Origin of the sequence: Metabacillus sp. 113a (assembly GCF_050107635.1) — a bacterium.
In the GTDB taxonomy this organism is placed as follows: domain Bacteria; phylum Bacillota; class Bacilli; order Bacillales; family Bacillaceae; genus Metabacillus_B.
The window spans coordinates 307,254-320,386 of record NZ_JBNILJ010000001.1; the positions used below are offsets into that span (position 1 = coordinate 307,254).

Here is a 13,133-nt window from a genome sequence, read left to right on the forward strand (position 1 = left end):
AAGATACAAGAAAGAGTTAGAGCAGAGAGAGCAAGACCAGAGCAGAGTTTAGGGTAGCAGAGAATGAGTGAGTATAGCTGAGGAATACTTTTTCTTGTCCAAGATACGGACTATGCTGCCCAAAGTCACACAAATGTGTGCCTTTGGGCTTATTTTGTTCTAGCATGTACCGCATCCTCCCCGGACAAATACGTTTTACCTTCTATATGCTCAACCCATTCTCCTCTGCAAAAAGAGGAGGAACCAGGAGTGAACCATACAGATTTACCCTCATTTTTACAAGATGCAGTGGACTACCGCACCATTCCGGTTGTCCAGTCCTACAAAATCGATACCTTAACCCCTATTCAAGTATTCAGCGCATTAAAGAAGCAGGCTGTTTATATTCTGGAGAGCAGTGACCGGGAATCCGACTGGTCAAACTACTCCTTTATCGGCTTGAATCCTCTCATGACGATCGAAGAGGAAAACAGCTTATTTGTCATCAAGGAGAAGGATGGAACAGTCAGATTCACTTCATCAGATCTCCCGGACATATTCCGGCATCTGGATCAATCCTTGCAGATTAAACTTCCTGAACTGCCTATTCCATTCAGGGGCGGGGCCGTTGGCTACATTGGATACGACTCGATCAGTTTATTTGAAAAAATCCCGAGGCATCCGGATTCTCGTCCTGCTGATCCAATGTGCAGGCTCGCTGTCTGCAGCACCTATATCGCAATGGATCATAAGAATAATCAGCTTTATTTTGTAGAATTCAGCTTTTTAAATGGCAAGGAGCAAAGACAGGAGCTCGAGGAAAGCTTTGAACGAGCGAAAAACAGTATAAGCGGCTTGCTCGCTCAGCTGGAACATTTTGACCCGGTTAAAGAGCTGTTCCTTGCCTTTGATCAACGGGGAGACGTCAGTTTCGAGCGAGTGAAAACGAATATGACGAAGAGTGAATTTATTGAAAAAACGAAAAAAATCAAAGGCTATATATCATCTGGAGATGTTTTTCAGGCTGTTTTATCCCAGCGCTTTGAAATCCCCTTGTATGCGGATGGCTTTGAACTTTACCGGATTTTGAGGAAGGTTAATCCTTCCCCGTACCTGTTTTACTTAAAGTTCGGAGAAACTGAAATCGTCGGCAGTTCTCCAGAAAGGCTGATCCATGTACAGAATGGCCATCTGGAAATTCATCCGATTGCCGGAACCCGAAAGAGGGGCAGGAACAGACAGGAGGATTTGGAGCTGGCTGAGAGCCTCCTCGCAGACGAAAAGGAAAAAGCCGAACACCTCATGCTCGTCGATCTCGCCAGAAACGATGTTGGCCGTGTGGCTGCCTATCATTCTGTTAAAACGGAAAATTATATGGAGCTGACTTACTTCTCACATGTGATGCATCTGCTTTCAAAAGTGACCGGGAATATCAGAGAAGGAATTCACCCAACCGAAGCCCTGCTCGCTTCCTTTCCTGCCGGCACTGTTTCAGGAGCTCCTAAAATCAGGGCGATGGAAATTCTGCAGGAGCTAGAGCCAACAGCGAGAAATCAGTATGCCGGCAGTATTGCTTATATCGGGTTTGATGGAAATATTGATTCATGCATTACAATCCGGACAGCCGTTGTAAAAAATCAAACAGCCTATGTTCAGGCCGGAGCAGGCATTGTGGCGGATTCAATCCCTGAAAATGAGTGGGAAGAAACACGCAGTAAAGCAAGCGCGCTGATTAAAGCAATCGAATTGGCTAACGAGCAATTCGGCAAGGAGGCAAATTATGAAAATCATCCTATCCAAAGCCGTTGAAGGCTCCCTCCTTTCAAGAGGGGAAGCGAAAGAAGCGATGCTTGAAATAATGGGCGGCCGCGCAACTCCGAGCCAGATTGCCAGCTTCTTATCTATTTTGAGGCTCCGCGGAGAGACGGCAGAGGAAATCGTCGGGTTTACAGAAGCGATGAAAGAAAAAATGATTGGAATAGAAGGACTTGAAAACGCAGTCGATACGTGCGGAACCGGTGGTGACCACGCCTCTACTTTTAATATCTCAACATCGGCAGCAATCGTTGCTTCCTCTTTTGGAGTGAAGGTGGCTAAACACGGGAATCGCTCATTTACGTCAAGCAGCGGGAGCGCTGACGTATTGGAAGCACTCGGAATCCGTGCAGCCGGGACAGCGCAGCAGGCGGCGGAGTCAATAAAGGAAAACCATATGGGCTTTCTGTTTGCCCCATTGTTCCACTCATCTATGAAGCATGCAGTAAATCCAAGAAAGGAAATCGGGTTCAGGACCGCATTCAATGTCCTTGGTCCGCTCGCGAATCCTGCAAATGCAAAAAAACAGGTAATAGGTGTTTTTTCTGAGAGGTATGCCGAGCTGATGGCAGAAGCCTTAACACACCTGGGAACAGACCATGCGCTGCTTGTGACCGGCTTGGATGGCCTTGATGAAATAACCGTTACGGGTGAAACAAAAGTAGTGGAAGTGAAAAACGGCTCGATCAGCCGCTACCGGATTCAGCCGGAGCAATTTGGTTTGAGCAGAGGCAACCCTTTGGAATTGAAAGCAGATAACCCGGCAGAAAGTGCCTCAATGATCCGGGAGGCGTTTCTTAACAGGGGTCCGCAGGCAGTAAAAGATATTATTTCACTAAACGCCGGAGCAGCTCTCTACACAGCCGGATATACAGGAACAATAGAGGAAGGTGTAAGCCTGTCCGGGCAAGCGCTTGTATCAGGCAGGGCATTTGCTCAGCTGGAGCGGTTGCAGATGAAAAAGGAGGAAAAGTATGCTTAGCAGGATTCTTGAACATAAAAAGACAGAAATACAAAACTATCAGAAACCTGATGACGAAAAGCTGCCGAAGCGTTCATTCTATGAGGCTCTCAAAAATCCGAACCGGAAATTGGGACTCATTGCCGAGGTGAAAAAGGCATCGCCTTCAAAGGGGATCATTAAAGAGGATTTCTTTCCCGCCGTTCACGCAAAGCAGTACGAAGCCGGAGGAGCTGACTGTTTATCCGTCCTGACAGACTCTGCGTTCTTTAAGGGAGCGAACCATTATCTATCCGAAGCGAAACGGGAAACAGCGCTCCCTGTTTTAAGAAAGGACTTTATCCTGGATCACCTTCAGGTTGAAGAGTCGGGCCTGATTGGTGCAGATGCGATTCTGCTGATCGGTGAAGCCCTGGATCCTGCCCTGCTTGCCGAGCTATTCGCACATGCAGCCGAACTTGGAATGGATGCATTGGTAGAGGTTCACTCCGTTCCTGTTCTGGAAAAAATTTTAAAGCAAATAACTCCTGATCTGATCGGGATTAACAATCGCGATCTAGCCACTTTCCAAACGGATATCAAGAAAGCGGGGGAGTTTAAAGGGTATATCCCGGATGGAGCGCTTCTCGTAAGTGAGAGCGGCATTCATTCGCCTTCTGACCTTGAACTGGTCCGCAGTCACGGCGCCGATGCTGTTCTTGTAGGCGAATCGCTTATGAGGCAAAGCAATCAGGAGGCTGCAGTGCGGGAATTATTTGGTGTTCAGGGATGAAGCGGCCGCTCCTGAAGTACTGCGGAAATAAAAGCAAAGCAGATTACAGACTTTCTCTTGGCTCCGGAGCAGATTATATTGGTTTTATTTTTGCTGAAAGCAAGAGGAGAACAGAGCCTGAAGAGGTCAGGAAATGGATCAGTGAATGTGGCCGCGGCGGAAAGAAGCTGGTCGGGGTGTTTGTGAATCCTTCCTTGGAGGAGACAATTCTAGCCTGTAAAACCCTTAACTTGGACACAGTTCAATTCCATGGCGAAGAATCTGCGGAATTTTTGGAAGCATTCAAGGGTTCAAGCCAAACAAAAGTTTGGAAGGCTATCCGCCATGATGCGGATGCATGTAAAAAAATGGAGCACTACGCCCCATATACAGACGGATTTTTAATAGACAGCAAAGTACAGGGGGCGTGGGGAGGAACAGGCATTGCGTTTGACTGGTCTGCTTGCGGAGATTACGTCCGGCAAGCTGAAAAATTGGGGAAATTCTGCTTTATTGCAGGAGGAATTCATGAGGCGAATGTAAAAGAGCTATTAGACAGGAAGCCAGGTGGCATAGATCTTGCCAGCGGTTTAGAACGGAACGGCAGCAAGGACGCTGAAATGATCAAAAATTTCGAGAAAAGGGTGGATGATTATGTATCCGGACAGTAGAGGCAGATACGGAGACTTTGGCGGAAAATTTGTTCCGGAAACGCTGATGGAACCGCTGGAAGAGCTGGAGACCGCATACAGGGAGGCGAAGCAGGATCCAGAATTCAGCCAGGAGTATGTAAGGTTATTAAAAGAATACTCCGGCAGGCCCACCGCACTCACTTACGCAGGGAATCTGACCAAGTCAGTAGGCGGAGCTGCCATTTATTTGAAAAGGGAAGATTTGAATCACACCGGTGCCCATAAGATCAATAATGCGATTGGTCAGGCGCTCCTTGCAAAACGAATGGGAAAAACCCGGCTGATTGCAGAAACCGGAGCCGGCCAGCACGGTGTTGCTGCAGCTACAGTAGCCGCCAAGTTTGGAATGGAGTGCAAAGTATTTATGGGGGCTGAGGATGTAGAACGGCAGCAGCTGAATGTCTTTAGAATGGAACTCCTCGGTGCAGAGGTGGTCCCGGTTCACTCCGGAAGCAAAACACTTAAAGATGCAACAAATGAGGCGATACGCTACTGGGTGCAGCATTGTGAGGATCATTTCTATATGATTGGTTCTGTCGTAGGTCCTCATCCTTATCCTTTGATGGTCCGGGATTTCCAGAAAGTAATCGGCGAGGAAGCTAAAAAGCAGTTTGCCGCGGTTACCGGCGGACTTCCGGATAAAGTGATTGCCTGTGTAGGAGGGGGGAGCAATGCGATTGGGATGTTCCATCCATTTCTTCATGATGAGGTCGAACTGATCGGTGTGGAAGCAGCCGGTAAAGGAATCGATACACCGCTTCACGCGGCCACGATTACGAAAGGGACGAGCGGGGTTATACACGGTTCCCTCACTTATTTAATTCAGGATGAATTCGGGCAAATCATTGAACCTTATTCCATATCAGCCGGACTGGATTATCCAGGGGTTGGACCCGAGCACGCTCATCTAGCCCAAACCGGCAGAGTGAAATACGTGTCTGCGACAGATCAGGAGGCACTCGATGCCCTTCATAAAACGGCGAAGGAAGAAGGTTTGCTGGCGGCCATCGAATCAGCCCATGCGCTGGCTCAAGCATTTACGGCAGCAGCGGAAATGAGTCCGGACGAATCCGTGCTTGTCTGTCTTTCAGGACGCGGGGATAAAGATGTTCACACGCTAATGAAAGCATTGAAAGGAGAAGTGGATCAGGATGAATTACTTTCAGACTCAATTGGAGCAAAATAACAAGCTTTTTATCCCATTTATCACAGCGGGAGATCCTTCACCTGAGGCGACAGTTGACATTGCGCTTGCCCTGCAGGAGGCGGGCGCAGCGGCAATTGAACTTGGCATCCCCTATTCAGATCCTTTAGCGGATGGACCTGTCATTCAGCGTGCTTCGGCGAGAGCCTTAAAGCAAGGAATGAACATTGTAAAAGCCATGGAGCTTGTCCCGGTCATGAGAGAAAATGGAGTGAAAATCCCAGTCATTCTATTCACATATTATAATCCTGTGTTACAATTGGGAAAAGAAAACTTTTTCGCTTTAATGCGCGAAAATAGCGTGGATGGACTGCTTGTCCCGGATCTCCCATATGAAGAAAATGAGCAGCTTAGAAGCCGCTGCAAAGAAGAAAATATCTATTTTATTTCTATGGTGGCACCGACTTCTTCATCGAGACTGAAGAAAATTGCTGAAGCTTCGGATGGGTTTCTTTACTGTGTATCCTCCCTTGGGGTCACGGGAGAGAGAAAAGAATTTGATGAAGAGGTCTTCCGTTTTATTAAAGAAGTAAAAGCCATTTCCCCGATTCCTGTAGCCGTCGGATTTGGAATTTCCTCCGGTGAGCAGGCGCTGAAGATGAATGAAATAGGGGACGGAGTCGTTGTAGGAAGTGCTCTGATCCGAAAGCTGGAGGAACTTCATGAAGACCTTCTGTCTGAACATGGACGAAAAACAGCACTTCAGCAGGTGAAGGAATTTGCGGGATTATTTGCACAAACTGTTTAGGGAAGGGTGTTTGCAATGGAAGTGAAAAGCCAGCTTCTTGATTTAAAACCATATCAGCCCGGTAAGCCGATTGATGAAGTGAAAAAAGAGTATGGACTGGAACGGATTATAAAACTGGCTTCAAATGAAAATCCCTACGGCTGCTCTCCCGATGCAAAAGCAGCGATTGAAAGAGAAATCAGCCAGCTTGCGCTTTATCCGGACGGATACAGCGCTGCATTAAGAGAAAAACTTTCAGAGAGCCTCGGCGTAGACAAAGACCAGCTCATTTTTGGGAATGGTTCAGATGAAGTGGTGCAGATTATTTGCAGATCATTGCTTGACCATCAATCCAACACGGTTATGGCCACTCCAACCTTCCCCCAATACAGGCACAATGCAGTGATTGAAAATGCTGAAATCCGGGAAGTCCCGCTAAAAGCGGGAGAGCATGACCTGGATGCCATGCTGGATGCCATCGACGAATACACAAAAGTAGTCTGGATTTGCAGTCCAAATAATCCGACAGGCAATTATGTGAACAAAACCAGACTGGAGAACTTTCTTAAGCAGATTCCCCCATCAATCCTTGTGGTTTTGGATGAAGCCTATTACGAGTATGTAACAGCGGAGGACTTCCCGGAATCTCTGCAGTATCTGGATACGCATGAGAACGTTATGATTCTTCGGACCTTTTCGAAAGCCTATGGGCTTGCGGCATTGAGAATCGGCTTCGGCATCGGAAGCAAAGCATTTATCCGAAAAATTGAACCGGCCAGAGAACCGTTCAACACCAGTAGAATTGCTCAGGCTGCTGCGCTTGCTGCGCTGGATGATCAGGAGTTCATCAAGGCGTGCAGGGAGCAGAATAAAGAAGGATTGCAGCAATACTATACATTTTGTAAAGAGATGAATCTTTCCTATTATCCGTCGGAAGGAAACTTTATTCTCATTGATTTCAGCATGGATGCCAACCACCTGTTCCAGCGGCTTTTGGAGCGCGGATATATTGTCAGATCAGGTGCAGCCCTCGGCTTTCCTACTTCTTTGCGCATAACGGTAGGGTCGAGGGAGCAGAATCAGGAAATTATTGATTTATTAAAAACGTTTCTTCAATAGGAAGCTGAATTGTAGGAAACTCTTTTATATACACTTTTTTTACTTGATGATGGGAAGTGCCTTAATGAACAACCACATTTTCTTAATCGGGCTGGGACTGATAGGCGGCTCCTTAGGTTTGGCTGTTAAAAAGGAGCATCCCGCCTGTACAGTTACCGGCTATGACATCAATGACGAACAGGCAAGACTTGCCGTGACACTTGGAGTGATCGACCGCACTGTTCCCTCCATTCAGGAAGGAGCATCTGAAGCAGATGTTATTATCCTTTCAGCACCTGTTGAGCAAACTTTGCTGATTATGGATGAATTAAGCAGGCTCCCTCTGAAAAAGGGGGTCATTGTTACAGATTCAGGGAGCACAAAAGAGAAGATCGGGCGCCATGCCAGCCGGATTTTTCCGGAAAGCATCATTTTTATAGGAGGCCATCCGATGGCCGGATCTCATAAATCCGGAGTTGCTGCGGCAAAATCACATCTATTTGAAAATGCCTTTTATGTGCTTTGTCCGGTAAGTGATGGACAGCAGCCCTACATAGAACAACTGAAGCACTTATTAAATGGGACGAAAGCCAATTTTGTATTGATGAAGCCTGATGAGCATGATTTGGTAACGGGAGTGATCAGCCACTTTCCCCATATTATAGCGGCAGGCCTCGTCCATCAGGCTGTAAAACATGAAGAAGACCAGCCGATGACAAGGAGACTTGCTGCCGGCGGATTCAGGGACATCACAAGGATCGCATCAAGCAGTCCCGGTATGTGGAGGGATATTCTTCTTCAAAATAAAGAACACATGCTGACTCTCTTTGACAGCTGGCTTGCCGAAATGGAAGAGATCCGGAATTTCATAAGAGAAGAAGATAAAGGCGCCATCCATCAATATTTCCACAGAGCGAAGGAGTTCCGTGACGGTCTGCCGGTCAAACAGCAAGGCGCGATTCCTTCATTTTATGATTTATACATTGATGTTCCGGATTACCCAGGGGTCATTTCCGAAATTACAGGTTATCTTGCAAAGGAAAAAATCAGCATAACAAATATCCGGATCATTGAGACGAGGGAAGACATTAACGGCGTACTCCGGATCAGCTTTCAAAGAGAAGCGGACCGGGAGCGCGCCAAAGAATGCATGGAAAAATACACAACCTATGGGACGTTTTTCGGCTAGGAGGAAACGAGATGATACTTCAATCAGGCAGAGGCCTTCAAGGAGAAATATCTATACCCGGCGATAAATCCATATCTCATCGCGCTGTTATGTTCGGCTCGATTGCGGAGGGGAAAACAGAAATCAGCAACTTCTTAAACGGTGCTGACTGTTTGAGCACCATTTCCTGTTTCCGCAAAATGGGAGCGGACATCGAAATAAATGGTACGAACGTGTCTGTTTCAGGCAGCGGCATAAACGGGCTGAAAGAGCCAGAAAGCTTTTTGGATACGGGAAATTCCGGTACGACAACAAGGCTGATATTAGGCCTGCTGGCAGGCACTTCTTTTCATACTTGCCTTACGGGGGATGAATCGATTGCGAAGCGCCCGATGAAACGGGTGACAGAGCCGCTGAAACAAATGGGGGCTGCAATTGATGGCAGGGCAGGAGGGAACTTTACTCCGCTGTCTGTTAGAGGCGGAACGTTAAAAGGTATCGATTTTGAATCAAAAGTGGCGAGTGCCCAGGTGAAGTCAGCGATTCTTTTGGCAGGGCTGAGCACGGACGGGGAATGGACTAAAGTGACAGAGCCGCATAAATCAAGAGACCATACGGAACGCATGCTGAAGTCGTTTGGGGCAGAGGTGATAGAGGAAGGGCTTACTGTATCGGTCAAAGGCGGTCAAACCTTGAAAGGCGCAAACATCGAAGTACCCGGAGATATTTCATCTGCTGCATTTTTCCTCGCTGCGGGAGCGTCCGTACCTGACAGCAGGCTGCTCCTGAAGAGAGTCGGCACGAATCCTACAAGAGATGGAATCCTGGATGTGCTAAAAAATATGGGAGCGTCGTTGAAGGTAACAGAGCATAAAACGGACTCCTATGAACCAATTGCAGACTTAGAGATTGAAACGTCCAGGCTCAAAGGGACGGTTATTGAAGGAAACTTAATTCCAAAGCTGATAGATGAAATTCCAATCATTGCTCTGATGGCAACGCAAGCAGAAGGAAAAACGGTAATCAAGGATGCTGAGGAACTGAAAGTAAAAGAGACGAACCGGATTGATACAGTGGTAAACGAGCTGAAAAAGATCGGCGCAGATATAGAAGCAACGGATGACGGAATGATCATCCATGGGAAGACGAAGCTTAAAGGCGGAGTAAAGGTGTCAAGCCACGGCGACCACCGGATCGGGATGATGCTCGCCATCGCCTCCTGCTTGACTGAAAATCCTCTGGAGCTCGAAGGTTCTGAGGCAATAAATGTCTCTTATCCAGGCTTCTTCAGTGATTTGGATAGGGTCCAGCAGTAAGGACATCCCACAAATTAAAGAGGCGGATAGAAAAGGAACCGGAAAATAAATTTGCGGTGATGAGGACAGAAGGCGTTATAAAAGAATTGAAAGGCCTGGCTTGCAGAAAAAGCCGGGCCTTTCTCTTGCCGTGTGAATGGTCGGAAGAATTCCTGGCAAGCTCGCCAGAACGTCGGAATTCCCGGGAAGCAACCCGGAAAGATTTCATGTGGAGCTCTTTTAAAAAACGTTTAATGGCAGTGTTTGTCATTCATAATTTCTTCCGGATCCGCATAGCTTGTCTTAAAAGGGACCCCGGGAGGAAAAGATGGCATATATTCTGGATCATGTTTTGCTGTGGAGGGAAGGGAAAACCAAGCCGGCGTCCATTCTGATAGAAGCAGACCGCTTTAGAATGATTAGGAGTCAATTAGACCGCTTCCACTGTATGAAAGTCAATTTAGAAGATTATGTCATGACGGGAGGGCAGGTGATGCTGGATTCCTGTACAGAAGAGGATCAGTCATTTGCAAGTTTTAAGGAGCATATGAAAAACAATGTACTTGGAAGGGGGTGCACCTGCTTTATTTCCATCATCCCCGTCAACAGGTCAAAAGAAATAGCAGTCAAAACGGCAAAAAGAAGGCAGATTCTGATTAATGCCCCTGCAGACCATTACCTCGCTTTAAAATGTCCAATCAAATCATTGACCCCCTCCTTCATCTATGAAGCGAAAAAACAGCAGATTTCACTGATTTTTGCAGAGCTGAACAATGAATCAGTCTATCAATCCTTCACATGGCCATGGCTTAGAGATGCTCTTTACCTGCATCCTGTCACCTTTATTCCTTTCTGGAATCATCGGGAACCTAATCCTAAGCTTGACAGGCAATGGAGCGCATTTATGGGCAGGACAGGCATTCCGGTGCTCCCGCACTCCATCCATCCACTCCAGCCTCTAAAGATAGCAGACCTCAGGACTCTCGGTATTGATCCTGAAAAAGGGAGGGTCCGGCTGAATGGGGACGCGGACTATAACCTCTTTACAAAAAACACCTTAAGCGATTCGGTTGAAACAAAGCCGCATCTCGATTATGATAATCATATTCCAACCATATCAATTCAAAGAGGCAGGGTGCTGAAGGCCGGACAGGCTGTATTTTTTAAGCCGGGATTCGGTGAGGAAAAGCATATTGTGATACGCTCCTCGTATTCAAGCCCCCTGTCCCTCATATAGAAAGGAACATGGACCTTGGCAGTAACTTTAACCGATGCAATTACCCTAGTTGAAAACGGAGATGCCGAAAAAGGGCTCGAACAGCTTACGATCCTTGAAGGTACGTTACATGATGAGGAAAAATTTCTTCTGGCAGATAAATATTATGAGTGGGGTTTGCCCGACAAAGCTCTGAATCTGCTTTCTGATCTTCATCTTCTTTATCCCCGGGAAACAGACATTTCATTGCTCATGGCAGAAGCCTATATTGATCTGGAGCAGGAGGATGAAGCGATTGCCATTCTCGATCAGATCGATAAAGGAGACGATGCTTATCCTCAGGCGCTGCTGCTTCAAGCCGATCTTTATCAGCTGCAGGGCTTGCAGGAGGTCAGTGAGAGGAAGCTTAAGGAGGCCAAAAAACTGCTTCCTGATGAACCCCTGATCGATTTCGCACTTGGAGAATTTTATTTTCACAGCGGTGATGACCACTCTTCCGTTGCCTATTACAAGCAGGCTGCTTCTGCCGGAGACTCATTTGCCGGAGTGGACATTAACCAGCGGCTTGCCGATGCCCTGAGCGGGTCAGGTGAGTTTGAAGCTGCTTTGCCCTACTACGAAAAAGCGTTATCTGACAAACTGGATTTGCATGCATTGTTTGGTTTCGGTATCGCCGCACTAAGGGCAGGGCAAGCAAAAACAGCCATTCATCAGCTGGAGAAGCTAAAAGAGCTTGACCCGGAATTTTCGTCCCTGTATTTGCCTCTAGCCAGAGCCTATGAAGAAGAGGAAATGGTGCAGGAAAGCCTTGAAGCAGCGCTTGAAGGAATCAGACAGGACGAAATGAACAAAGAGCTCTTTTTGTATGCAGGGAAAGCTGCTCTTAAGAACAACCAGCCGGATCAAGCGGCTTCTTTATTAAAGGAAGCAGCAGCCATAGATCCAGGCCATGCGGAAGCGGTTCTCACCCTGGCTAATCTTTATCAGCATCAGGAGCAGTATGAGGAAATCATCGACTTGCTTACAGAGGTTATGAAATTTGAAGAAGAAGATCCGCAGTATTTCTGGCTTCTTGGTAAAAGCTACAACGAAACGGAAAAATTTTCACAGGCATCAGACTATTATGAACGCGCATATAAATTTTTTAAGGACCAGACAGATTTCCTTGAAGAGTACGGCCGCTTCCTTATCGAGGAAGGGAATCGCCAAAAAGCGATTGAATTATTCAGAAGAATCCTCATGATTGATCCGGCTAATGTCGAAATCGAAGCATTATTGATGCAATTAGAAGACGAATTTAAGAGCTGATCAGGCAGGATTTTGAATTCATAATGTTGAAATTTTCATATAAAGAAATGTTTAGCAGAGGAGGGAACTACGATGATGACCCCTGTTTCTGTCCATGAGAAGAAGGATTTTATCAGATGGTTTTTAAATCACTATCAGCTGAAGCGGAGAGAGTGTGTCTGGATTCTGAATTACCTGATGAGCCATGATGCTCTGATGGAAAAGGTTCATTTTGTTGAACAGGCCCAATACTGCCCGCGCGGGATCATCATGTCTACCCATTGTGTAGAGGAGGTGCCGTTCAGGTTTTACAAAGAAAATGTCATGACTACGGATGCTGAGAAATCTTTCCATGACATCCGCCTGAACCGTGATGAAGAACTTTATATCCAGATAAATTTCCGGTCTTCCTATCAATCTCCGCAATATGCAGCCGTTATGGAAGCCAACCCCTTTATGCCGAAGCATTTAAACGGGAATGAGAAAGACCGGATCATTGCAGAACGCGTCCTTGAGAGTGCCATTCAAAATTATCAGAAGGATAAGCTTTTGCTCATGATAGATGAAGCACTGGACCGTCATGACGAAGAAGCGTTTAAAGAACTGACCGGCAGGCTTAACGCGCTAAAATAGGGTGAAAGTCCTCGATTTTTGAGGGCTTTTTATCTTGCTTTTTTTAGTGGGCGGTAAAATATTCTCAATTTTCTGCTAGCGATTGCTTTTATCCCATTAACGTGTAAAAATGAAAATGAAAACGTTTGCAAGTGCAAGCGATTTCACAAACGATCTTAGGGGGAAGAGTATGAAGGGGAAAATAAGGGGATTGTTCTCATCTTTTGCTGCTGTCCTATTAGTGCTCAGTACATTGGCAGGTATTCCTGCAGCATCGGCATCAGCTGATTTGCAAACGGTTGCATCAAAAGGGTTAAATGCGGAGAAG

The 13,133-nt window shown here is 46.6% G+C and carries 12 protein-coding genes; all 12 read left to right on the forward strand.

The window, feature by feature from the left end; all coding sequences use genetic code 11:
- Window positions 1–249 precede the first annotated feature (249 nt).
- The 12 genes from trpE to ACQCVE_RS01680 all read left to right on the forward strand — a co-directional run bounded on the left by trpE (window position 250) and on the right by ACQCVE_RS01680 (window position 12,826).
- Complete coding sequence (trpE, locus tag ACQCVE_RS01625; RefSeq protein ID WP_426844001.1) at window positions 250–1,788, forward strand: anthranilate synthase component I; 1,539 nt, start codon at window positions 250–252, stop codon at window positions 1,786–1,788.
- Window positions 1,757–2,776: an anthranilate phosphoribosyltransferase gene (gene trpD, locus ACQCVE_RS01630; RefSeq protein WP_426844252.1), complete on the forward strand. Its 1,020-nt coding sequence runs from the start codon at window positions 1,757–1,759 to the stop codon at window positions 2,774–2,776. Before trpE ends, trpD begins: the two co-directional genes overlap by 32 nt.
- A complete protein-coding gene (gene trpC, locus ACQCVE_RS01635; RefSeq protein WP_426844002.1) occupies window positions 2,769–3,527 on the forward strand; it encodes an indole-3-glycerol phosphate synthase TrpC in 759 nt (252 codons plus the stop codon). Before trpD ends, trpC begins: the two co-directional genes overlap by 8 nt.
- Window positions 3,524–4,177, forward strand: a complete 654-nt coding sequence (locus ACQCVE_RS01640) for a phosphoribosylanthranilate isomerase (protein WP_426844003.1) — start codon at window positions 3,524–3,526, stop codon at window positions 4,175–4,177. Before trpC ends, ACQCVE_RS01640 begins: the two co-directional genes overlap by 4 nt.
- Window positions 4,155–5,384 carry a tryptophan synthase subunit beta gene (gene trpB / locus ACQCVE_RS01645; RefSeq protein WP_426844004.1) on the forward strand — a complete coding sequence of 410 codons (1,230 nt, stop codon included), beginning with the start codon at window positions 4,155–4,157 and terminating at the stop codon, window positions 5,382–5,384. The genes ACQCVE_RS01640 and trpB overlap by 23 nt, the downstream gene beginning before the upstream one ends.
- Window positions 5,350–6,150, forward strand: a complete 801-nt coding sequence (gene trpA / locus ACQCVE_RS01650; RefSeq protein WP_426844005.1) for a tryptophan synthase subunit alpha — start codon at window positions 5,350–5,352, stop codon at window positions 6,148–6,150. Before trpB ends, trpA begins: the two co-directional genes overlap by 35 nt.
- 15 nt (window positions 6,151–6,165) lie before the next feature.
- Entirely contained in the window at window positions 6,166–7,248 is a 1,083-nt protein-coding gene (hisC, locus tag ACQCVE_RS01655; protein ID WP_426844006.1) for a histidinol-phosphate transaminase, read from the forward strand.
- Window positions 7,249–7,312: 64 nt separating this feature from the next.
- Entirely contained in the window at window positions 7,313–8,416 is a 1,104-nt protein-coding gene (locus tag ACQCVE_RS01660; RefSeq protein ID WP_426844007.1) for a prephenate dehydrogenase, read from the forward strand.
- Between the two features lie 11 nt (window positions 8,417–8,427).
- Entirely contained in the window at window positions 8,428–9,711 is a 1,284-nt protein-coding gene (gene aroA, locus ACQCVE_RS01665) for a 3-phosphoshikimate 1-carboxyvinyltransferase (protein ID WP_426861387.1), read from the forward strand.
- A gap of 307 nt (window positions 9,712–10,018) precedes the next feature.
- Window positions 10,019–10,927 carry a hypothetical protein gene (locus tag ACQCVE_RS01670; protein ID WP_426861388.1) on the forward strand — a complete coding sequence of 303 codons (909 nt, stop codon included), beginning with the start codon at window positions 10,019–10,021 and terminating at the stop codon, window positions 10,925–10,927.
- A 15-nt stretch (window positions 10,928–10,942) separates the two neighbouring features.
- A complete protein-coding gene (locus ACQCVE_RS01675; protein ID WP_426861389.1) occupies window positions 10,943–12,214 on the forward strand; it encodes a tetratricopeptide repeat protein in 1,272 nt (423 codons plus the stop codon).
- A 72-nt stretch (window positions 12,215–12,286) separates the two neighbouring features.
- Window positions 12,287–12,826 carry a ReoY family proteolytic degradation factor gene (locus tag ACQCVE_RS01680; RefSeq protein ID WP_426844011.1) on the forward strand — a complete coding sequence of 180 codons (540 nt, stop codon included), beginning with the start codon at window positions 12,287–12,289 and terminating at the stop codon, window positions 12,824–12,826.
- Window positions 12,827–13,133 lie beyond the last annotated feature (307 nt).